Consider the following 22,720-nt stretch of genomic DNA (forward strand, 5'->3'; position numbering starts at 1 on the left):
TTTGTGTAAATTTTATGTTTTTTTATCAAACCAAGAATTCTTTTATAATTTAGATGAATGATAAGGTTAACAAAACAAATAAGTTTAAAAGAAATAAAAGCTGAAGACCACAAAAGGCTGTATCTTTTAATGAAAGAAATTTACCCTATAGCTTATAATCATTTTTGGAATGATGACGGAGATTGGTATGTAAAAACTCAATATGCTAAAGAAAATATTTTAAAAGAATTATCTCAACAAAATGCAGAGTATTATTTTATTCTATTTAATGATGAAGTTGTAGGTAATTTTAGAATAATTTGGGATGAAAAATTAGAAGGTATGTTGGTAGAAAAACAGGTAAAATTACATCGTATTTATTTACATCAAAAAATACAAGGAAAAGGAGTTGGAAAAAGACTTCTTACTTGGTTAGAAAAAAAAGCACATCAAAAAGAATACTCAATTGTTTGGTTAGATGCTATGGACGAGCAACCACAAGCATTTCAGTTTTATAAAAAACAAGGGTATAGATATTTTTCTCATAGTTTTCTTCCTTACAAATTATTACTTGATAAGTTTAGAAAAATGAGTCAGGTTTATAAAAACATTTAAATTTATTCCTTAGACAATATTTTTACCAACCAAAGAATTAAATAAGCTCCAATACCAAAACCACCTAATAAAACCATTAAAACAAATAATATTCTTATATTTTTTGTGGTAAAATTTGTTTTGGTGCTTAACCATTCGCAAACTCCTAAAATCATATTTTTAAATTTTTATTATTAATAATTTGTTTAAACTCCGGTACTTCCAAAACCACCTGTTCCACGTTCTGTTTCAGATAGAGTTTCTACTTCTTTCCAATTTATTCTCTCGTGTTTAGCAACAACTAATTGTGCAATTCTTTCTCCATCATTTACAATAAAATCTTCATTAGATAAATTCACTAAAATAACTCCAATTTCGCCTCGATAATCTGCGTCTACGGTTCCTGGAGAATTTAAAACGGTAATTCCTTTTTTTGCAGCCAAACCACTTCTAGGTCTTACTTGAGCTTCAAAACCATCAGGTAAAGCTATAAACAACCCTGTTTTTACAATAGCTCTTTCTAATGGTTTTAATGTGATAGCTGTATCGATATTTGCTCTTAAATCCATTCCTGCTGCACTACCAGTTTCGTAATTAGGAGTTGCGTGTTTTGATTTATTAATTATTTGTACGTTCATGGTTTATTAATTATATAAAAATGTAATAACTTCTAGAAATTCCGATTTCCAAAAAGCTTCGTTATGTTCTCCCTTTGGAACAATTTTTTTTACGATATTTTCTTTAGGAAACCCTGTTTCTATTAATAAATTGAATATATTTTTAGTATCGGGTACCATAGAGTCACCTTCTTTTCCGCCAACTAATAAAAAAAGTTTGGTGTTTTGTTGATTTCCATTTTCTTTGACAAAATCAATTACATTGTCAGAAAACCAGAAAGAAGTAGAAAGAGCACCAATATTTCCAAAAATATCAGGGTATTTTAAACCGCCATAAAATGAGATTAATCCACCTAGAGAACTACCAATAATAGCTGTGTTTTTTGCATCAGTTTTAGTTCTATAATTTGCATCAATAAAAGGTTTGAGTTCTTTGGCTAAAAAATCAACATAAATTGCTCCTTTTCCTCCTCCATATTTTTTGTGTTTCCAAGGTGTGTATTCTTCAATTCTTTTTTCTCCCCCATTTTCAACCCCAACAACAATAAAACTATTTCCTGTTTTTTTATAATGTTCATTTAAGGTTTCATCAACACCCCATTCGCCAACAAAAGAAGTAACATTGTCAAATAAATTTTGAGCATCTTGCATATAAATTACAGAATAATTCTCTTTTGAAGATTGATAGTTTGGAGGTAAATACACCCAAATTTTATGAGAAATATCGTTTAAATCTTTAATTATAAACTCTTTTTTTAAAATAGAAACGTTTATTGCTTTTGTCGATTTTTTTTCTTCTTTTTTAGGTTGAGTTGTGTTTTTTGTAGTTGATTTTTCTTTGCAAGAAAAAACTATCAAAAAAAGTAAAAAAGATAAAAGAATTATTTTTTTCATAAACAAGCTTATATACATCACAAATATAATAATTCAAATAAGCATTCATTAAAAGATAGTAATTTTATTACTTTTGAAACAGTTAAATGAATGTATGATGAACGAACAAAATAAAATAGCGGTTTTAGGAGGAGGAAGTTGGGCAACAGCCATTGTAAAAATGCTATCAGAAAATTTAGAGACAGTAGGTTGGTATATGCGCAATGAACAAGCCATAGAACATATTAAAGAAAATGAACATAACCCAAATTATTTACGTTCTGCAGAATTAAATGCTGAACAATTAGATTTATCCTCAGATATAAATACGACCGTAGCTAATTATGATGTTTTAATTTTTGCAATTCCGTCTGCTTTTTTGATGAAAGAAATGGAAAAGTTGTCGATTTCTTTAAATGATAAAATTATTTTTTCAGCAATTAAAGGTATTGTGCCAGAAACAGGTTTAATTATTGGAGAGCATTTTAACCAAGTTCATAATATTCCACTAGAAAATATCGGAGTAATCACAGGACCGTGTCATGCAGAAGAGGTTGCCATGGAGCGCTTATCTTACTTAACGATTGCTTGTCAAGATGAAACAAAAGCTTCTTTTGTTGGCACCTCTTTAGAAAGTTGGTATATCAAAACAAAAATATCTGATGATATTATTGGAACAGAATATGCAGCAATGTTAAAAAATATCTATGCCATTGCTGCAGGTATAGCGCATGGCTTGGGTTACGGAGACAATTTCCAGTCTGTATTAATGAGTAATGCCATTCGTGAAATGAAACGTTTTATAAAAAAAGTACATAAAATGAAACGAAACATTAACAATTCTGCTTATTTAGGAGATTTATTAGTTACAGGATACTCTATTTTTAGTAGAAATAGACAATTTGGAAACATGGTCGGTAAGGGCTACACCGTAAAGTCCGCTCAAATTGAAATGAGTATGATTGCAGAAGGGTATTATGCAACTGAAAGCGCTTTTAAAATTAAGGAAAATAACGGAGCAAAAACCCCAATTATAGATACTGTTTACGGTATTTTGTACAAGAATAAAAATCCTAAAAAAGAATTTAAAAAATTGGCTGATAATTTAGATTAATTGTTTAATTTTGAACATTGTTGTAATTTATTAAACAATTATTATGAAAACAATACAAGAAGTTGTTGAAAGTACAATTAGAAAAACTCCATTTATTGAAGAAGCATTAAATGAAAAATTAATTAATGTTTCTTCCTTAGCAAGAATTATTTTACCTGAAGTATCAACTGTTTTAAAAAAAGAAGTTAAAGTTGGTGCAGTAATGATGGCAATTAACAGATTGTCTCCTGCAAGTGAATTACGCATAAGAAAAAACATAAAAAAGCTAGCATTAGATCTAGGCGATGTTATAGTACGATCAGATTTATGCGATTTTACCTTTAAAAACACACCTTCGTTATTAAGGGAAATTGCGAAAATATTAACAAAATCGTCAGAGAATTCAGATTATTTTTTAACGGTTTCTCAAGGAATTTTTGAAACAAATATTGTTACTAGTAAGAATTTAAGGCCGTATGTAGAAGAAATTTTTGAACAAGAATCGCTTACACATAGTATGTTAGAGTTGGCATCCATTACTATAAAGTTGCCTCAAGAAAATTTAGAACAATCAGGTATTTACTATTTTATTTTAAAACAGTTAGCTTGGGCAGATATTCCGCTGCAAGAGATTATTTCTACTACTAATGAAATGACAATTGTAGTTAAAGAAGAAGACATCAATCAAACTTTTGCCATTTTAATGGATATGAAATTGAGTTAATTTTTTTCTAAAAGATTACACACTTTATTAAACAACCATAGCAATTCATGGCTAAACAAGACCCTTATGCAGCATTAAGAATAAAAGAGTTTAATATTTTTTTATTTGTAAGATTTTTGTTGGTCTTTGGTTGGTCAATGCAATTTATTGTTATAGAATGGCAAGTCTATTCTATTACAAAAGACCCTTTATCTCTTGGAATTATTGGGTTAATGGAAATTATTCCAGCTTTTTCTATGGCTTTATTTGCAGGCCATATTGTAGATCGAAGAGAAAAACGCAATTTATTAGCACTATGTACAGCAGCATTTTCTATGATAAGTTTGGGGTTGTTTTTTTTAACATCAGATAGTATTGTGGGTAATTGGTCTACAAAATCAATCTTATATTGCATTTATGCTTTAGTTTTTTTTGGCGGATTTTTACGCTCTTTTTTTGGCCCTACAATTTTCTCTTTAGTAGCATTATTAGTTCCTAAAAAAATATACCATAATGCAGCAACCTGGAGTACAAGTACCTGGAAAACCGCATCTGTTTCTGGGGCGTTATTTGGAGGGTTTTTTATTAGTTGGATTGGTGTAGATATGACACTTTGTTTGGTATTTGTTTTGGTAATTCTATCTCTGTTTTTTATGTTTTTTATCAAGAAAAAGCCAATTTTAAATAAAAAAATAGGCGAACCGATTAAAGATAGTTTAAAAGCAGGAGTGCAATTTGTGTTTAAAACAAAAGAAATTTTAGGAGTCTTAACCTTAGATATGATTGCAGTTTTATTTGGAGGAACTGTAGCTATTTTATCTGTTTTTGCACAAGATGTTTTAAAAGTTGGACCAGAAGGGTTTGGAATTTTAAACGCATCTATTTCTATTGGTAGTATTGTAACCATGTTTTTAACCACCTATATTCCTATTAATAAAAAAACAGGAAAAAAAATGTTGATTTCTGTCTTTATTTTCGGGTTAAGTATTATCGCTTTTGGTTTATCATCACTCTTTTGGGTGAGTGTTTTAGCACTCTTTATTAGTGGAGCAGCTGATGGAATATCAATGGTAATTCGTCAGACAATTTTACAATTAAAAACCCCAGATGATATGCGAGGAAGAGTATCTTCTGTAAACTCCATGTTTGTAGGTTCTTCTAATGAATTAGGTGCTTTTGAAAGTGGTTTGGCTGCAAAACTTTTAGGCCCTGTAACTGCTGTTGTTTTTGGAGGAACCATGACGTTATTAACAGTAATTACCATAGGAGCTGTAAACCCTACGTTGAGAAACTTAGATTTAACAAAAGATATTGAAGAAAACGAGAAATAGGTATAATTTTTGATAAAACTAGTTAAACTTCTTAAATGAAATACATATTTTCAACATTCTTTTTTTTTCTTTTCTTGAAGGGTTTTTCTCAAAAAGTTACAGGTGTAGTTTTAGATTTTAAGACAAAACAACCAATTGAAAAAGCCCATATTTTTTTACCAAATAAAATTATTTACTCGAATGAGAAAGGAAATTTTCTAATCAATTTAAAAACATTAGAAAATGTAAATTTTACCATATCACATATTAACTATCAAACAACTAAGTTTACTTTTAAAAAGACAGATTCGGTTGCGGTTTTTTACCTTATGGAAAAACAAGAATTTTTGGATGGTGTAGAAATTACATCCAATAATACATTACAAAAAAACCTTAAGTATAAAGTTCTTCGCAATTTACCTGTAGCCACTTATTCTTTTGCTAGCATTATTAAAAATGGAAATATTTATGTTTTTGGCGGGGATGCTTCTTCTAAAGTTGAAAAAAACAAACAAGGGTTAGCTGCTATTCAATTTAGCAATCAACAAGAAATTATGAGGTTTTTAAGACAACCAAAACCAATTAGTTTTAACGCTTTTAAATCTGATATTCAGATATATAATATTGATAATAAAAATTGGTCGCTTGTTAAAGAAAAGATGACTAAAAGAGCCTATCATAAGGCCATTTATTATAAAAATGAAGTTTATATTTTAGGGGGAAAAAAGCTATCAAAAAAGAAAACATTAGAGTTGTTGGTTAACGAAATAGAAATAGTATCATTAAATGATTTTACTTTAAAGAAAGATAAAACAAACCCACATCCATCTGTAGATTTTGATGCTGTCTTATATGATGATAAAATTATCGTTTTTGGTGGTTCAACAAAAAAAAGAAAGAACGGAAATAAAGTGTATTCAGATGAGGTTCATATGTATGATTTAAAAACAGGATACTGGTATCTCTTGACCAGAATGTCTAAAGGTAAAGAAGTTTCTGGAATCGTTTTTAACGATAAACTCTATTTTTTTGGTGGATTTTATAAAAAAGCCTTGACAGAAATAGAGTCTTTTAACCTTAAAACTGGAAAGTGGAAAATAGAGGGAAATCTTTTTGCACCATTAAGAAAACCAACTTTAACAAAGGATAATGAGTTTATTTACTTACAAGAAAGTGATAAGATTTTAAGATTTAACCCTAAAACGAAAATCTTGCAAGAGTATTCAATAGACTTAAACCTAGAAGGTACTAAGCTACATTTTTATAACGAAATTTTATATATAGTAGGAGGTTATCAAGTAGAAGATTATAGAAAGTTTCCGTCAAATAAATTGTACTCTTTAAACATATCAGAATTCTTAAAGACACAACCAACCAATTCAAAAAACTTAAAGTAATTAGTTGGGTATTTCTCTAAAATTTCCTAACAACAACGTCCAGTTGTAATTTTTAAATTCTATTTTTTTGGCTTCCTTTGGTGTAATTTTATATTTTTTTAAAATTTTACAAGCTCCAGATTTTCCATTAAAATCACCTCGAAACCAAGAGAATAATGCTACAGATTTAGCTGCTTTTGTTACTTTATTGTAAGTTGTTTGTTCTTTTAAGTATTCTGTAGTCATAAAATCGAACTCCTTATTTAAATTTTTAGAAGAATAAATAGCTACAGGAGGACAACTTTTTGCTCCACAGTTTAGAGCAAAATGGATTCTCCAATCGATGTCACCATTAATACGTAGTTTACGTTCCCATTTTGGTCTAAACCATTTTCTTAAATAACCTAAACTAATTTTCATTCGAGATTTTCTGATAATACCGTGTTCAATATCATCAAAAGACAAAGTTTCTCCTGCAATTTTTATTCTCTTATTGCTAAAAAAAGCACCTCTATTATCATATAATTTAGGATTTTGAGTCAATGAAATTTGAATAAAAGCATTGTAAATGTTTACCCAAAAAGCAATTTTTTGATGGTCGGTTTTTAACTGATTTACCAATTCTTTTAACCTGCTTTTTTCTAGAATATAAACTTGTTTGTCAACAGGTTTTTTATCAATAATATTTTGTAAAAATTGTTGAGAAACACTTTCATAATTGATTTTTTCTTGAGAAAAAATATAGGTGCTTGAAAAAAAAAGGAGAATTAATAAAAACTTCTTCATATAATAATTCGTATGTTTAGGCGTGCAAATTAGTGTTATTATTCCAGTTTATAATGAACAAGAAAACCTTGTTAAGAGGTTGTCGTTTTTAAGTGATCAAGCTAACAAATTTCCAATTGAAATTATTGTTTCTAACTCGCCAGAAACGTCAGACAATAGTCCAAAAATCTGCAAAAACTTTGATAAAGTTAGGTATTTACAATCAGAAAAAAAAGGAAGAGCAGCTCAAATGAATTTTGCTGCATCAAAGGCTAAGGGTGCAGTTTTTCTTTTTTTACATGCAGATGTTCAGTTACCAGAAGATTTCTACAATCAAGTTAAAACATCAATTTCTATTGGTAATAAAGCAGGTTTTTTTGCTTACAAGTTTGATAAAAATTCTTTTTTACTTAATGTAAATAGCAAGTTTACAACTAAAGATGGTTTTTTTGCAGGAGGAGGAGATCAATGTCAGTTTTTTACTAAAGAGGTTTTTAAAAGTCTTAATGGTTATAATGAAGATTTTTGTATTATGGAAGATTTTGAAATGATTGATAGAGTAAGAAAATGTAAAGTTCGATATTCAATTATTCAATCTAAAGCTATTGCTAGTGCTAGAAAATACAAGAACAATTCTTGGTTAAAAGTTAATCTAATCAATGGCTATGTTTTTTTTAAATATAAGTTGGGTGTAGATCCAATAAAATTAAGAAAAATGTATAAAAGCTTATTAAGAGAATCTGTTTAAAAAAATGAAGCCTTTTTTAAAAAACAATAAGACACTTAAAATTGCAGAAATTATTGCGCTTTTTGTGGGTACACCCTTAATTCTCTTTTTACAAATTTCAAAAACATATAAAATTATTTATCTTATCATTGGAGTCGTTTACATCTCTTTGATTTCGATTTTTATTGAAAAATTTAAGAAAAAGAGCAACGATAAAAATTTAAAACAAAAGACTCTAAAAGTAGTAGGTGTTAATTTATTAATCATCATCTTTTTAACCACCACTGTTTTATATTTTCAAGATAAAGATGCTCTTTTTAATGTAATATTAAACAAGCCAAAATTGTGGTTAAAGTTTAGTATAATATATATTCTTTTTTCTGTGATTCCTCAAGAATTAATTTATAGAACTTTCTTTTTAAAACGCTATCATAATATATTTAAAAATGAATTTTTATTTATTTTCATAAACGCAATTTTATTTTCTTTTGCTCATATTTGGTTTCAAAGCTGGATAGTTCTAGGGTTTACTTTTATTGGAGGAATTCTTTTTATAAAAACGTATTTAAAAACCAATTCTTTATGGCTTGTATTGTTAGAACATACCGTTTATGGAATTTGGTTATATACCGTGGGCTATGGAAAGTTATTTCTATTTCCAGTATAAGTTTGCTTAATTAAAAGTTGTAGCAATTTTAAGTTTTTCTTCTAATTTTTTTGTGTGATTTTCAGTTGTATTTTCATCCCAAGAAAAAGAGGTTTTAAATAAATTAATGACTAACTCTTTATATAAAACTACACGGTGTATATCAAAAAATAAAAGACCTGTTCTTCTCATAAAAAAGTCGGTTGGTGTACAAGCCATTTCATAATTAATGGCAAACCAAACCTCGGCTTTTATGAGTTTTTCTTGCATATCATCATGCATGAAATCATCAAATTTTTGTAAAATGATATCGGTTTGTTTACCATAATTATGCACTAAATATTCTGCATCTTTTCTATCAAAACCTACTTCTGTAATTCTATTTTGAATCGCATCTGTATAGATTTTTACTTCATTAAAATTTTTAAATGTTCCACCAGAAAGTACAATTTCTTTGGTTTTGATTTCTTTAAAAGAAGTATCAAATTTCCGACTGTATTTTTTTGCGACTAGATCAACAATTCTTTCAGCCATTTTTCGATAACCAGTTAATTTTCCTCCTGCTATTGAAATCAATTCAGTATCAGAGACAAAAATTTCATCTTTTCTTGATAATTCTGATGCTGATTTTCCTTCTTCATGAATTAAAGGACGTAATCCTGCCCAAGAAGAATCAATATCATCTATTGATAAATTTATTTCTGGAAACATATTGTTTACAGCTGAAATTAAATACATTGCATCAACTAAATTGGTCTTTATATTGTCTTTATCTAGCTGATAATTAGTATCAGTTGTTCCAAAATAAGTAACTTTTCCTCTAGGAATGGCAAACATCATTCTGCCATCAGGAATATCAAAATACACAGACTGCTGCACAGGTAGTTTTTTATGAGGAACTACTAAATGGACACCTTTGGTTAAGTGTAAGCGCTTACCAATTTTAGAATGATTTGTTTGGCGAAGATTATCTACCCAAGGGCCGGTTGCATTAACTACAAATTTAGCTTTTATATCGAAAAAAGTATCTGATAAATTATCTTTTGCAGTTACACCAACCACCCTTTTATTTTCATAAATAAACTCAGACGCTTCTATATAATTGATAATTTTTGCATTATAGTTTAATGCTGTTTTTAAAACCTCTATAGTTAAACGAGCATCATCTGTTCTATATTCTGCGTAATAACCAGCACCGTTTAAAATTTCTTTTGGTAATAAAGCTTCTTTTTTTATAGCTTCTTCTTTAGTTAACATTTTACGTTTATCCTCTCCTTCTACAGACGCCAAAATATCATAAACTTTTAACCCAATAGAAGTTAACCAAGAACCGTAGGTTCCACCTTCAATAAGTGGTAAAATCATTTTTTCAGGAACCACTAGGTGGGGTGCTAATTTATGCACAATTGCTCGTTCAGTGCCCACTTCTTTTACTAACCAAAAATCGAATTGTTTTAAGTATCGTAAGCCTCCGTGGATAAGTTTTGTAGATTTACTTGAGGTACCTGAAGCAAAATCATTTTTTTCGATTAGAGCTACTCTCATACCTCTAGATGCTGCATCTAAAGCAATTCCTGCACCAGTAATTCCACCACCAATGATCAATAAATCAAACTCAAAAGACTGTAAGTCTTTGGTGATTTTTTCCCTATCAAAGTAAGAAAAGCTGTTCATTTTACTCTAAAATTTTAGTTGGTAAACCATCAATACTGGTTTGGTTTTTCTCTGCCCAATAAGCTGTAATTCCCTCCTTACCTTTATCAGCAGCCCAATCATTTAACTCTTCTCTTTCCCCTTTATACTCAAAAAATGGAATCGACATTCCACAAGAAGTTTGAGCAGAATCAATGTTAATATCAAATATTTGACGAGTACCAGGGGTTTCAGGAAACAGTTTTATCAATTCATTCCAAGAGTCATCACCCTCTTTTATTTCTTTTCCTGTTCCGTACAAACGTAAAATATTTGGTGCACCTTCAAAAGCACAAAACATCACGGTAATTCTTGGGTTTTCTAATAAATGTGCAGCCGTTTCATTTCCACTTCCTGTCACATTTAGCCATAATACACGGTTTTCATTCAAAACACGAAAAGAATCCATGCCTTTAGGAGACAAATTAATTCGACCAGAATTTGGAGCAGTTGCCACAAAAAATATTTTTTGAGCTTCAATAAATTTTTGAATCCGAGAAGTGATTTTAGTATAAAACTTTGCCATTTTTTATGTTATTTAAAGCCCTACAATTTACAACATCTCAAATTATTAATTTCTTACCTTTAGACAAAATAATTTTCTTTTATGGATTACGGATTTCTTTCAGTCTTACCACCAATAATTGCTATCATTTTAGCCTTAAGAACTAAGCAAGTATATATTGCTTTGTTGTTCGGAATTTGGTTTTCTTGGTTAATTATTAAAGGATGGAATCCATTAGAAGGGACTTTAGCCATGATTGAAGGAATGGTAAACGTATTTCAAGACAAAGGAAGTACAAGAACTATAATGTTTAGCGCCTTAGTTGGAGCGTTGTTAATTTTTATTCAATATTCAAGAGGAGTTGAGGGTTTTATTAATATTATTAATAAAAAATTGATAAAATATGAAAATAAGAAACCTGGATATAGCAGAGTAATGGTACAGCTTTTGGCCACCTTTACGGGTATTTTATTGTTTGTAGAAACAAGTATTAGCTCTTTAACTGTAGGAACTTTATACCGACCAATTTTTGATAAACTTAAAATCCCCAGAGAAAAGTTGGCATATATCGCAGATTCAAGTTCTGCACCATCGTCTATTTTAATTCCCTTTAATGCTTGGGGAGCTTTTATCATGGGTTTATTAATTACTCAAGGAATAGATAAACCTCTACCACTTTTATTAGAATCAATAGTGTATAATTTTTATCCACTTTTAGCAATTATTTTAGTTTTTGTAGTGATTTTATCAAAAAAAGATTTTGGTCCAATGAAAAAAGCCGAACAAAGAACTAAAGAAACAGGAGCTTTATTAAATGAAGGGTCGAAACCAATGATTTCTGATACGGTAACTTCTTATCCACCAAAAGAAGGAATTTCTGCCAAAGCTTACAATATGATTGTGCCTCTTTTGGTTATGGTATTTATGATGCCTATTAACCTAATTTATACAGGTTGGAATGTTGTTAAAGAATCTTCATCAACTATAGACCATATGCAAAAAGCAATTGGAGAAGGTTCTGGATCATCATCGGTTTTATATGCTGTAATTACAGCGATTTTAGTTGCAATTTCAATGTATTTTATTCAAGGAATTTTAAAACCAAAAGAAGCAGTAAATTTAACCTTAAAAGGAATTAGTGAATTAATGCCCTTAGCTTTATTGATGTTGTTGGCATTTGCAATTGGTAATGCTTGTAAAGAATTAAATACCGGTGTTTATGTTGCTAATGCAACCAAAGAATGGTTGTCTCCAGAATTGTTACCTGCTGTTGTTTTTGTAATAAGTTCTTTTATTGCATTTTCTACAGGAACTTCTTGGGGGACTTTTGCTATTATGTTGGCAATTTCTGTACCGATGGCAAATATTCACGGTGCAGATTTAACAATTGTCGTAGCCGCAACTTTAGGTGGAGGAATTTTTGGAGACCATTGTTCACCAATTTCAGATACATCAATTATCTCGTCTATGGCTTCTGCAAGCGACCATATAGACCATGTAAAAACACAATTACCTTATGCCTTATTTGGTGGTTTTATTACAACGGTTTTGTATTTGATTATTGGATTTTTTGGGTAAGACATTAATTAGAACTTGTTTCAGAACTACATAATTTGTTTCATATGAAAAAAGATAATATTATAACAAAAACATCAAAAAGCATTACAGGAGGTGCAGACCAAATTTTAGAACAATTAAAAAATGGACTTTCAAAAATTGGAGATTTGGGAACCAATACAAAAAATAAATTTATTGATTATGTAAAAGAGGTTTTTAATGTGTTACCACTCTTAGAAAAAGCAGGTTTTAGAACAAATAGGTTAATTGTAGGTGTTTCGATTCCTCCTTCTGTAGAAATTCACTTTAGTAGATTTAAAGAGCTCAATAAAGAAGAAATAGAGGTTATGTACGAAGAGTACAAAGATAGAAAAATGTTTAAGTTGATTTTAAAATCACTTTTAATGTCTAATGAATTTCAATCCAAATTATCCTCTGAAAGTTTGGTCTTTTCAGAAACCTGTATAGAAATTTCTATTCCACCTAAAGTAAGTATTAAATACTTAAACAAAGACATTGCTAACATCGCAAAAATAGAAGCAGATTTTGATTAATTTATTTTGCCAAAACCCCGCGCTTCTGCAATTCTGGAATCATACGTAAAGTGCCCTCTTTTATGGAATTTTCTTTAAAAACAAACGTTTTATCATATAAAACATTTCCTTCAAAAAAAGTAACTTGAAACTGATTGTTGAGTGTAAACAACTCAGGTTGAATTAACTCTACTTTTGCAAAAGAATTGGCGGGTAATTTATTTATTTTTTTACGCAATAAAGAGGTTGATTTGGTATCAGAAAAACCTTGAGAAACAATCACAACCATTTCTAAATCTACCTCTTTTTTGTTAATAATGTAAACATTCCAATCATGGGTTTTGTAGATATCATTGTATTCAAATACAACTGCAATTTCAACGTCAGTAACTTTGGGTATTTTGATGTCTTTTTTCAAGAGTTATTCTTTTGTAAAAGTTAAAAGATTTTCATTTTTTTTGTTAAGAAAAATAAGGGTGTTATTTTTTAGAAAATACATATCGGTTTTTGAAATTAATTCTCCAAAAGTATCAGATATTTTCATTTCTTGACACATCATTTTTGTTTCTCCAAAGGGTGAAAACGAGATATTATTTTTACTAATAGTAGTAATTGAAGAGAAAAAATTATTACAACCATTAGTCCCGCTAATTTTATTTTCCTCAAATTTAATAAAAGGAGCTATTCTTAAGTTCTTAATATCTGTACTGGAGAATCCTTTTATTTCAGAAAGATTCCATTTCCCAACGATTGTATTTAAAAAATCTTTTTCAGTTTCTTTGTTTTCAGGTTGTTCTGCACAAGAAAACATAGATATTAAAAATAAAAAGAAATAAGCTTTTTTCATTTTAGATTATAGATTTAAATTGTTCTAGAAAACGTTTGTCATTTTCATAAAACATTCTAATATCAGGAATTTGATATAATAACATAGCAATTCTTTCTATTCCCATACCAAAAGCATAACCAGAGTATTTTGTAGGGTCAATGTTTGCGTTTTTCAACACATTAGGGTCCACCATTCCACACCCCATAATTTCTAACCACCCAGTACCTTTGGTAATTCTGTAGTCTGTTTCTGTTTCTAATCCCCAATAAATATCTACCTCTGCACTTGGCTCAGTAAAAGGGAAATAAGAAGGACGTAAACGAATCTTAGACTTTCCAAACATCTCTTTAGTAAAGTACAAAAGTGTTTGTTTTAAATCAGCAAAAGAAACATCAGTATCTATATACAAACCTTCCACCTGATGAAAAATACAATGCGCTCTTGCAGAAATATCTTCATTTCTAAAAACTCTTCCTGGAGAAATAGTACGAATTGGCGGTTCATTTTCTTCCATATAACGCACTTGTACAGAAGAAGTATGGGTGCGCAGTAAAATATCAGGATTTTGCTCAATAAAGAACGTATCTTGCATGTCTCTAGCAGGATGATATTCAGGCAAATTCAAAGCTGTAAAGTTATGCCAATCATCTTCAATTTCTGGACCTTCAGAAACGGTAAATCCAATTCTGTTAAATACTTCGATAATTTGATTCTTAACCAAAGAAATTGGATGTCGAGACCCAAGGTTTATAGGTTCTGCTGGACGTGTTAAATCTCCATAAACTCCTTTTTCTTCAACTGCATTTTCTAAAGCATCATTAAGTTCAGCAACTTTACTTTCAGCAGATTTTTTTAAGTTATTTAAGGCTTGTCCAAAATCTTTTCGTAATTCTGCATCAACATTTTTAAACTCAGCAAACAATCCTTTTAACAACCCTTTGCTCCCTAAATATTTAATTCTAAAAGCTTCTACTTCATCTTTAGAGGTAGTGTTAAAAGCTTTTACTTCACCAATCAATTCTTTTACTTTATCTAACATTTCGAGGATAATTAGACCGCAAATTTAATCTTTTTTAAATAGTTTTAGTTTGCAAAATATAAGAAATGATGCACACTTCTCGAAATCGATTGAAATAAGGATGTTGCGAAAAATTTAAGAAAACTTTTTTATTTTATGATATTGAAAAATAACTATCTTTGTAGAGTTAAATTTTTATTAATATCACAAAAAAATATGGAGGAAACTATTAAATCCAAAATAGACGGTTTTATGGAGTTGGTAAAACAACGAAACGGTCACGAACCAGAATTTTTACAAGCTGTACAAGAAGTTGCAGAAACTGTAATCCCATATATTATTGATAATGATATATATTTTGGTAAAAATGTTTTGTTAAGAATGGTAGAACCTGAAAGATTAATTTCTTTTAGAGTATGTTGGGTAGATGATGACGGAGAAATTCAAGTGAACAGGGGATATCGAGTTCAGATGAATTCAGCAATAGGGCCATACAAAGGAGGTCTACGTTTTCATCCAACAGTTAATGCAAGTATTTTAAAATTCTTAGCTTTTGAACAAGTGTTTAAAAATTCCTTAACAACGTTACCAATGGGTGGAGGAAAAGGAGGGTCAGATTTTGACCCTAAAGGAAAATCTGATAATGAAATCATGCGATTTTGTCATGCCTTTATGAGTGAATTGTTTAGGCATATTGGACATAACACAGATGTGCCTGCTGGAGATATTGGGGTTGGAGCAAGAGAAATTGGTTTTATGTTTGGAATGTATAAAAAACTAAAAACTACATTTACTGGAGTTTTAACAGGTAAAGGAGCGTCTTGGGGAGGTTCTTTAATTAGACCAGAGGCAACAGGTTATGGAAATGTCTATTTTGCGCAAGATATGCTTAAAACCCAAAAAGACTCTTTTAACGGTAAGAAAGTGGTTATTTCTGGATCAGGAAATGTAGCACAATATGCTGCAGAAAAAGCCATTGAGTTAGGTGCAACCGTATTAACGTTATCAGATTCAGGTGGTTATATTTATGATAAGGATGGTATAGATACAGACAAACTAAAATTTGTAATGGACCTTAAAAACAATAAGAGAGGAAGAATAAGTGAATATGTAAAAGTATATACTTCTGCAAAATTTGTTGCTAAAGAGAAGCCTTGGTCTGTTCCTTGTGATGTGGCATTACCTTGTGCTACTCAAAATGAATTAAACGGAGATGATGCTAAAAAATTAGTGTCTAATGGATGTATTTGTGTATCAGAAGGAGCAAACATGCCTTCTACACCAGAAGCTATTCACGAATTTCAAAAAGCCAAAATTCTTTTTGCCCCAGGTAAAGCGTCTAATGCAGGCGGTGTGGCAACATCAGGTTTAGAAATGAGTCAAAATTCTTTACGTTTAAGTTGGACTCGTAAAGAAGTAGATGATAAGTTAAAAGATATTATGAGCGATATTCATGACTCTTGTGTAAAATACGGTGAAAAGGATGATGGATCAATAGATTATATTAGAGGTGCAAATATTGCAGGTTTTGTAAAAGTAGCAGATGCAATGTTAGCGCAAGGTATTGTTTAATAATTCGTTGCTTTAGAGTAAAAAAAAGCTTAAAGATATTTCTTTAAGCTTTTTTTTGGTTATTTTATATTTCTAGGATTGTAATTTTTATCCGATGTAATTAACCATTCATCCATTTCGAAACCATCTTCACGCATACTAAATTGAATTGTATGTTCTCCAGCTTTCTCAATATCTAAATAAATAGCATTTTCAATACCACAATGTACTTCTTTGGTTCTTTGCTTACTCTCCCAATACCAAGAACGTTTTCCTTTACACCATTGCATGCGTTTTCCAGAGTTTGGCCACTTTCCATTTAAACCAACATGAATACCATTATCTTCAGAACCTGTGCTAAATGCTTTTACCCAAACATAATACCTTCCTGGGTTTTTTATGTTTACCTTGTAATGCAGTACAGCAATTCCTGGAACATTACTAAAATTTTCTTTTCGAATTAGTTTATCGGCATGTGTTTGACGTGTGTCAGGTAAAATTTCTACGTATTTGTTTTTACTCGCAGATTTTGAATGAGAAAAATCTGCATCTTTTAAATCTGTTGTAAAGTTTTTGTCAACGACATACCATTTTCTAACACTATCATTAGTTTGTAGATAAAAGTCTTCTGCTTCAACACGTAAGAAACCATTTTTTTCTTTAAATATTTTTTGTGATATACAGCTTGTGAATATCAATAATAAACTCGCAAAACAAAAGGTTTTTAAAAGAGGATAGATCTTCATAAATATTAAATTTTATTTTTATTGGTGGAGTTTCGAATAACCAAAAACGATTTTAATATTCTCTTTTCGAAAAGAATACTGGGTTTTTTCAACTCATTGATTAATAATTGTGCAGCTTCTTCTCCCATTCTAAATCCAGGTTGAGAAATACTAGTTAAAGATGGATTGATGAGTTCACCAACAGGTTCATTGTTAAAACCGATTATAGAGAGTTTTTTAGGAATTTCTATACCTCTTTCTTTGGCAACTAACATGGTAGAAATAGCAATTTGATCGCTAAAAGCTAATATTCCATCAGGATAAATAGGGGCATATAATAATTTACGAGCTGCAGAAAGAATGCTTTCTTTGTCAAAATTACTATATACTAAATAGTCGGCTGTATTTTCTAAGTTATTATCTAATAATGCCTTGGTGTATCCTTTAGCTCTATCTCTATTAATTTGTAAAACTTCTGGACCTCCTATATATGCAATTCGTTTACAGCCCACAGAAATAAGGTGGTTTACGGCTTCAAAAGCAGCTCTTGCATTATCAATAGTAACTTTATTAGCAACAACATCGTTGCATTCGCGGTTAAAAAATACTATAGGAATTCCAGATTGTTTTGCTTTTTTAAAATGATTAAAATTTTTAGTCTCACTTGCTAAAGAAGCAATAATACCATTTACTCCAATTGCAGAAAGTTCTTCAACCAAACCTTTTTCACGTTCATAGGATTCATTAGACTGACAAACAATAATATGCATTCCATTTTCTTCTGCAATTTTTTCTATACCACTAATAGCCATAGCATATAAATAATAACTAATTTTTGGCACAATTACTCCAATTAAAGTAGAGTTTTTCTTTTGTTGCTCATCTAATAAATCAATAGATAAATAACCCAATCTAACTGCAGTTCTTTTAACGATTTCTTGAGTGGTTTTACCAATTCTAGGATGAGATTTTAATGCCCTTGAGACTGTAGAAACTGAAAGCTGTAACTCATCAGCTATATCTTTTAGAGTGATGTTGTTTGAGTGAGAAGAAAAACTGTTTTTATTCAAATTATTAATGATGAATGCGCAAAAAATTGCGCAAAAAATAGATTATCTGTAATATTTTTACTTAAATATTATATAATTTTGTTTTTAGTTGCGTGAAATTTATTGAAAAAATAACTTTACACTGTGCAAATTTGCGCAAAAAAATTAAAACAACACAAAAAATAAATTAAAATGAGTAAAAGTTACAAGATTGCAGTTGTTAATGGAGATGGAATTGGTGCAGAAATCGTACCAGCTGGAGTTTCAGTTTTAGATGCTGTTGCTAAAAAACATGATTTTAAAATTGAGAAAGAATCTTTTCCGTTTGGAGCTGGATACTACAGAGATCATGGTAAATTCATGTCAGACAATGCTATTGAAACCTTAAAACAATTTGATGCTATCTACTTTGGTGCTGTAGGTTTACCAGAAATTGATGACACTTTACCGGCAAAAGATTATACATTTAAGGTTAGAACAGAATTAAATCAATATGTAAACTATCGTCCTGTAAAATTGTTTTCTGGATTAAAAAGCCCGTTAAGAACAAAAACAGAAGCAGATATAGATTTTGTTGTAGTTCGTGAAAATAATGAAGGAGAATTTGTACAAAGTGGTAAAACTTTTTATGCAGATCAGGCTCACGGTTTTGCTACAGATACTAGTGTTTTTACACGTTATGGTATCGAACGTATTGCACATTATTCTTTTAAATTAGCAAGAAAACGTAGAAGTAAAGTAACTAATGTAACAAAATCAAATACGTTAATTAATAGTTTAGCATATTGGGATAGAGTGATAGAAGAAGTCTCTAAAGAATATCCAGATGTAGAATTTAATAAAATGTATATCGATAATGCTTCTGCAAGTTTTGTGTTAAGACCAGAAGTGTTTGACGTAATTATTACTACAAACCTTTTTGGAGATATTTTATCTGATTTAGGAGGTGCTATTATGGGTAGTTTAGGTCTTGGAGGAAGTGGAAACATTAATCCAGAAAAAGATTTTCCATCTATGTTTGAACCTATTCATGGTTCTGCACCAGATATTGCTGGTCAAGATATTGCTAATCCAATTGGTCAAATTTGGTCAGCAGCTATTATGTTAGATCATTTAGGAGAAACTGAAGCTGCAAAAGATATCGTTGCGGGTATCGAAGCTACTACTGCAGAGGGTAATTTAACAGTAGACTTAGGAGGTAGTGCTTCTACTTCACAAATTGCAGACCGTGTAATTAAATATATCGAATCTACAAAATTAGTTACAGCTTAATACATGCATAGTAAAAAAACAATAGATTTAACGTTACCCATCAATAATAAGATGGGTGGCGTAGCTATTGAATCAGCCAAAACACTAGCTGTTGATGGTTGGAATGCAACAACACTTCATTTATACTCACATAGTGGAACTCATATGGACGCTCCACTTCATTTTGGTGTAAACAAACAAACCATAGATAAGCTTCCAACCGAAAGATTAATAAGTGAAGCTTGGGTGGTAAACCTTACTCACATAAAACCCAAAGAAGAAATCTTAGTATCACATCTAGATACTATTGTTAACGATTTTATTCCTGGACAAAGTATTATTTTACATACAAATTGGAGTTTAAAATTAGGCACTGCTGCATATCGTGATGATTTACCAAGAATTAGTGTAGAACTTGCCAATTGGTGTGGAGAAAAAAAGGTAAATATTTTGGGTGTAGAGCCACCTTCTGTCGCAGATGTAAATAATATTGATGAAGTTACTGAGATACATCATATGTTAATGAAAAATGACATTATTATTGTGGAAGGTTTGTGTAACTTAGAACAAATTACATCACAAAAAGTTACATTAATTGCACTACCTCTAAAAGTTGAAGGAGGTGATGGGGCACCATCAAGAGTAATTGCTTTACAAGATTAGTAATGCTAAAAGAAGAGATTATAAAAGCAATTGAATCTGGAAACCAACGTAAAGGGTTTTTAGAAGAAATTAGAAAAGAAATTATAGCAACCCCTAAATCTATTGTTATCTTAGATGATGATCCAACTGGTACGCAAACCGTGTATAACGTTCCTGTTGTTACCAGCTGGAAATCATCTGTTTTAGAAACAGAAATTATTAACAGTCCAGTTTTTTTTATTTTAACAAACTCAAGAAGTTTACAAGTAAAAGAGGCTAATGATTTAGCGGAATCCCTTGGCTCAAAACTCAACAAACTTTCCAAAAAACACAACAAACAACTAATTGTTTTAAGCCGAGGAGATTCTACTTTAAGAGGGCATTATCCTAATGAAGTTGATGCGCTTGCAAAAGGTTTAAACATTCCTAAAGCTAAACATATTCTTGCACCTGCTTTTTTTGAAGGAGGACGTTTTACTTATGATGATATTCACTATGTAAAAGAGGGAGATGATTTTATTCCAGCCCATAAAACGCCCTTTGCTAACGACAACACTTTTGGTTATCGTAATTCAAATTTAAAAGATTGGATTGTAGAAAAATATGAAGGAAATTTAAATGAGGATGCTATTGAAAGTCTATCATTAGAAGAGTTGAGAACTCAATCAATAAAGGAAATTATTAAAAAGATTGCCTCTTCCAAAAAATCACATATTGTGGTTAATGCTACAAGTTATTTTGATTTAGAAGCTGTTGCTTTAGCTATTTTAAAAAGTAAAGAACCCTTTTTATTAAGAACATCTGCTTCCTTTGTAAATGCTATTACTGGAATAGCAGCTAAAGATTGCTTGCTAAAAGAAGAAATTTTAACAGACCATAAAACAGGAGGTTCCTTAATTGTTATTGGCTCTTACGTTCCAAAAACAACAGCTCAATTAAAGGTGTTAAAACAAAATTCTGATGCTGTTTTTTTAGAATTAGATGTCTCTAATGTAAAAAATGATGTACTTTTTCAAAATGATATTAATGAGCTATCCAAAAAGGTAAATCAAAGTTTAAAAGAAAATAAAGACGTGGTATTTCATACTAGTAGAACCATTATTAAAGGAGCTACAAAAGCAGAGAGTTTAGCCATAGTAAATAAGGTTTCTAACGGAGTAATATCAATCATAAAAAATCTAAATACAAAACCAAAATATATTGTAGCTAAAGGAGGAATAACTTCTAGCGATGTGGCTACGAAAGGATTAAATGTGCAAAGAGCTTTTGTTCCTGGTCAAGCATTAAAAGGAGTTCCAGTTTGGAAACTAGGAAACGAAACCAAGTTCCCAGGAATGCCATACATTATATTTCCTGGAAATGTGGGAGATAACCAAGCTTTATATCAACTAACTAAACTTTTAAAATGAAAAAAACTAGCTATTTCCCAAAACGTTATTTAATGGTAACAGGTACTTTTCTGTTAGCATTATTGTTATATGTAGATCGTATTTGTATTTCTGTAGCTAAAGAACCAATTTCTGAAGCATTGAGTTTAACAGACAAACAAATGGGTTGGGTTTTAGCCATTTTTTCTTTAGGATATGCTTTTTTTCAAACTCCTTCTGGGATGTTAGCAGATAGGTTAGGTCCAAGAAAAGTATTAGCAAGTATTGTTACTATTTGGTCAATTTTTACAGCATTAACTGGATATGCCTGGAATTTTATTTCGTTACTAATTGTTCGATTTTTATTTGGAGCTGGAGAAGCAGGTGCTTTTCCTGGAATGACAAGAGCCATATATAGTTGGATTCCTTTAAAAGAGAGAGGCTTAGTAACAGGGATTAATTTTTCTGGGTCAAGATTAGGTGCAGCGTTTGCATTACCATTAGTAGTGTGGTTAATTGATAGTTTTGGATGGCGAATTTCTTTCTTAATTATGGGAATTGTTGGAATTCTTTGGGCGTTGGCTTGGTATGTCTTGTTTAGAGATAACCCAGAGAATCATAAAGCATTATCACAAGAAGAAAAAGAATTTATTATTGCAAACAGACAAGAGAAAAAAACAAATGTTGCTAAAGAGTCTTTAAATTTTGGGACATTACTAAAATCTAAAAATATGTGGTATGCTATGATTCAGTATTTCTGTAGCAACTTTACTTTTTTCTTTGCGCTAACCTGGTTGTTTCCTCACGTAAAAAGTGAGTATAATTTAAACACTTTAGAAGCTGGATTTTATACCTCTATTCCTTTAATATTTGGTGCGTTTGGTAATTGGTTTTCAGGTGCCTTAGGTGATTATATCTTTAAAAAAGGAGATTGGAAAAAATCAAGAGTAGTACCAGCTGCTTTAGGGTTTGCATTTGCAGCAATTGGTTTAATTGGTAGTATTTATATGAGTTCTGCAGTAGGCGCAATTGTATTTTTAAGTATCGCTATTTTTGGTGCGGATATGACTTTACCTTCATCATGGGCATTTTGTGCAGACATTGGTAAAGAACATTCAGGAGCCGTTTCTGGAACAATGAATATGGCAGGAAATATTGGTGCTTTTATTACTGCACTAATTTTTCCGTATTTATTAGCTTGGACAGGAAACACAAATCTATTTTTTATATTGGGTGCTATACTAAATGTAATTGCAATTTTTTTATGGTTTAAAATGAAACCTAATAAGCACTTTTCTGAATATTAAAAAACTACAAG

General features: G+C 30.4%; 25 protein-coding genes. 14 read left to right on the top strand and 11 right to left on the bottom strand.

Annotated elements, in window-relative coordinates; genetic code table 11:
* Positions 1-57: 57 nt before the first annotated feature.
* Complete coding sequence (locus DIS07_RS05535; RefSeq protein WP_109404235.1) at positions 58-594, top strand: GNAT family N-acetyltransferase; 537 nt, start codon at positions 58-60, stop codon at positions 592-594.
* Between the two features lie 2 nt (positions 595-596).
* On the opposite strand, the gene DIS07_RS05540 is transcribed toward DIS07_RS05535, so the two are convergent.
* The 3 genes from DIS07_RS05540 to DIS07_RS05550 are packed head-to-tail and all read right to left on the bottom strand — an operon-like array spanning position 597 to position 2,084.
* On the bottom strand, positions 597-749 hold the full coding sequence (locus DIS07_RS05540) for a PspC domain-containing protein (RefSeq protein ID WP_109404236.1): 153 nt from the start codon (positions 747-749) through the stop codon (positions 597-599).
* A gap of 30 nt (positions 750-779) precedes the next feature.
* Positions 780-1,211 carry a dUTP diphosphatase gene (dut, locus tag DIS07_RS05545; RefSeq protein WP_109404237.1) on the bottom strand — a complete coding sequence of 144 codons (432 nt, stop codon included), beginning with the start codon at positions 1,209-1,211 and terminating at the stop codon, positions 780-782.
* A 6-nt stretch (positions 1,212-1,217) separates the two neighbouring features.
* Entirely contained in the window at positions 1,218-2,084 is an 867-nt protein-coding gene (locus DIS07_RS05550; protein ID WP_109404238.1) for an alpha/beta hydrolase, read from the bottom strand.
* 97 nt (positions 2,085-2,181) lie between these two features.
* On the opposite strand from DIS07_RS05550, the gene DIS07_RS05555 reads away from it, so the two are divergent.
* The 4 genes from DIS07_RS05555 to DIS07_RS05570 are packed head-to-tail and all read left to right on the top strand — an operon-like array spanning position 2,182 to position 6,566.
* Positions 2,182-3,177, top strand: coding sequence for an NAD(P)H-dependent glycerol-3-phosphate dehydrogenase (locus tag DIS07_RS05555; protein WP_109404239.1), 996 nt, complete (start codon positions 2,182-2,184; stop codon positions 3,175-3,177).
* A 43-nt stretch (positions 3,178-3,220) separates the two neighbouring features.
* Positions 3,221-3,880, top strand: a complete 660-nt coding sequence (locus DIS07_RS05560) for a hypothetical protein (RefSeq protein ID WP_109404240.1) — start codon at positions 3,221-3,223, stop codon at positions 3,878-3,880.
* Between the two features lie 47 nt (positions 3,881-3,927).
* Positions 3,928-5,190 carry an MFS transporter gene (locus tag DIS07_RS05565; RefSeq protein WP_109404241.1) on the top strand — a complete coding sequence of 421 codons (1,263 nt, stop codon included), beginning with the start codon at positions 3,928-3,930 and terminating at the stop codon, positions 5,188-5,190.
* A 35-nt stretch (positions 5,191-5,225) separates the two neighbouring features.
* A complete protein-coding gene (locus DIS07_RS05570; protein ID WP_109404242.1) occupies positions 5,226-6,566 on the top strand; it encodes a Kelch repeat-containing protein in 1,341 nt (446 codons plus the stop codon).
* Here the strand turns inward: DIS07_RS05570 and DIS07_RS05575 are convergent, their stop codons facing one another.
* Positions 6,567-7,331 carry a DUF547 domain-containing protein gene (locus DIS07_RS05575; RefSeq protein ID WP_109404243.1) on the bottom strand — a complete coding sequence of 255 codons (765 nt, stop codon included), beginning with the start codon at positions 7,329-7,331 and terminating at the stop codon, positions 6,567-6,569.
* Between the two features lie 22 nt (positions 7,332-7,353).
* Here DIS07_RS05575 and DIS07_RS05580 point away from each other — a divergent pair, with 22 nt between their 5' ends.
* Entirely contained in the window at positions 7,354-8,058 is a 705-nt protein-coding gene (locus DIS07_RS05580; protein WP_109404244.1) for a TIGR04283 family arsenosugar biosynthesis glycosyltransferase, read from the top strand.
* 4 nt (positions 8,059-8,062) lie between these two features.
* On the top strand, positions 8,063-8,704 hold the full coding sequence (locus DIS07_RS05585) for a CPBP family intramembrane glutamic endopeptidase (RefSeq protein WP_109404245.1): 642 nt from the start codon (positions 8,063-8,065) through the stop codon (positions 8,702-8,704).
* 6 nt (positions 8,705-8,710) lie between these two features.
* Here the strand turns inward: DIS07_RS05585 and DIS07_RS05590 are convergent, their stop codons facing one another.
* Both DIS07_RS05590 and DIS07_RS05595 read right to left on the bottom strand, forming a co-directional pair.
* Positions 8,711-10,357 carry a glycerol-3-phosphate dehydrogenase/oxidase gene (locus DIS07_RS05590; protein ID WP_109404246.1) on the bottom strand — a complete coding sequence of 549 codons (1,647 nt, stop codon included), beginning with the start codon at positions 10,355-10,357 and terminating at the stop codon, positions 8,711-8,713.
* 1 nt (position 10,358) lies between these two features.
* Positions 10,359-10,901, bottom strand: a complete 543-nt coding sequence (locus tag DIS07_RS05595; RefSeq protein ID WP_109404247.1) for a pyridoxamine 5'-phosphate oxidase family protein — start codon at positions 10,899-10,901, stop codon at positions 10,359-10,361.
* Positions 10,902-10,982: 81 nt separating this feature from the next.
* On the opposite strand from DIS07_RS05595, the gene DIS07_RS05600 reads away from it, so the two are divergent.
* Both DIS07_RS05600 and DIS07_RS05605 read left to right on the top strand, forming a co-directional pair.
* Positions 10,983-12,458: a Na+/H+ antiporter NhaC family protein gene (locus tag DIS07_RS05600; RefSeq protein WP_109404248.1), complete on the top strand. Its 1,476-nt coding sequence runs from the start codon at positions 10,983-10,985 to the stop codon at positions 12,456-12,458.
* A 44-nt stretch (positions 12,459-12,502) separates the two neighbouring features.
* Positions 12,503-12,991 carry a hypothetical protein gene (locus DIS07_RS05605; protein ID WP_109404249.1) on the top strand — a complete coding sequence of 163 codons (489 nt, stop codon included), beginning with the start codon at positions 12,503-12,505 and terminating at the stop codon, positions 12,989-12,991.
* A 1-nt stretch (position 12,992) separates the two neighbouring features.
* Here the strand turns inward: DIS07_RS05605 and DIS07_RS05610 are convergent, their stop codons facing one another.
* The 3 genes from DIS07_RS05610 to pheS are packed head-to-tail and all read right to left on the bottom strand — an operon-like array spanning position 12,993 to position 14,838.
* Positions 12,993-13,388 carry a hypothetical protein gene (locus tag DIS07_RS05610; RefSeq protein WP_109404250.1) on the bottom strand — a complete coding sequence of 132 codons (396 nt, stop codon included), beginning with the start codon at positions 13,386-13,388 and terminating at the stop codon, positions 12,993-12,995.
* Between the two features lie 3 nt (positions 13,389-13,391).
* A complete protein-coding gene (locus DIS07_RS05615) occupies positions 13,392-13,817 on the bottom strand; it encodes an META domain-containing protein (protein WP_109404251.1) in 426 nt (141 codons plus the stop codon).
* 1 nt (position 13,818) lies between these two features.
* Positions 13,819-14,838, bottom strand: a complete 1,020-nt coding sequence (pheS, locus tag DIS07_RS05620) for a phenylalanine--tRNA ligase subunit alpha (protein WP_109404252.1) — start codon at positions 14,836-14,838, stop codon at positions 13,819-13,821.
* 195 nt (positions 14,839-15,033) lie between these two features.
* Between pheS and gdhA the strand changes: the two genes are divergently transcribed.
* Entirely contained in the window at positions 15,034-16,389 is a 1,356-nt protein-coding gene (gdhA, locus tag DIS07_RS05625; protein ID WP_394340964.1) for an NADP-specific glutamate dehydrogenase, read from the top strand.
* Between the two features lie 59 nt (positions 16,390-16,448).
* Here the strand turns inward: gdhA and DIS07_RS05630 are convergent, their stop codons facing one another.
* Positions 16,449-17,114 carry a hypothetical protein gene (locus tag DIS07_RS05630; RefSeq protein WP_219930517.1) on the bottom strand — a complete coding sequence of 222 codons (666 nt, stop codon included), beginning with the start codon at positions 17,112-17,114 and terminating at the stop codon, positions 16,449-16,451.
* A gap of 5 nt (positions 17,115-17,119) precedes the next feature.
* On the bottom strand, positions 17,120-18,163 hold the full coding sequence (locus tag DIS07_RS05635) for a LacI family DNA-binding transcriptional regulator (protein WP_235869099.1): 1,044 nt from the start codon (positions 18,161-18,163) through the stop codon (positions 17,120-17,122).
* A 171-nt stretch (positions 18,164-18,334) separates the two neighbouring features.
* On the opposite strand from DIS07_RS05635, the gene DIS07_RS05640 reads away from it, so the two are divergent.
* The 4 genes from DIS07_RS05640 to DIS07_RS05655 are packed head-to-tail and all read left to right on the top strand — an operon-like array spanning position 18,335 to position 22,709.
* Positions 18,335-19,414: an isocitrate/isopropylmalate dehydrogenase family protein gene (locus tag DIS07_RS05640; protein WP_109404254.1), complete on the top strand. Its 1,080-nt coding sequence runs from the start codon at positions 18,335-18,337 to the stop codon at positions 19,412-19,414.
* Between the two features lie 3 nt (positions 19,415-19,417).
* Positions 19,418-20,056 (top strand): cyclase family protein, encoded by a 639-nt coding sequence (locus tag DIS07_RS05645; protein WP_109404255.1) that lies wholly within the window; start codon positions 19,418-19,420, stop codon positions 20,054-20,056.
* Between the two features lie 2 nt (positions 20,057-20,058).
* A complete protein-coding gene (locus DIS07_RS05650; protein WP_109404256.1) occupies positions 20,059-21,444 on the top strand; it encodes a four-carbon acid sugar kinase family protein in 1,386 nt (461 codons plus the stop codon).
* On the top strand, positions 21,441-22,709 hold the full coding sequence (locus DIS07_RS05655; protein WP_109404257.1) for an MFS transporter: 1,269 nt from the start codon (positions 21,441-21,443) through the stop codon (positions 22,707-22,709). The genes DIS07_RS05650 and DIS07_RS05655 overlap by 4 nt, the downstream gene beginning before the upstream one ends.
* The last annotated feature ends 11 nt before the right edge of the window (positions 22,710-22,720 follow it).

The organism is Polaribacter aquimarinus (assembly GCF_003129485.1).
Taxonomy (GTDB): Bacteria; Bacteroidota; Bacteroidia; order Flavobacteriales; family Flavobacteriaceae; genus Polaribacter; species Polaribacter aquimarinus.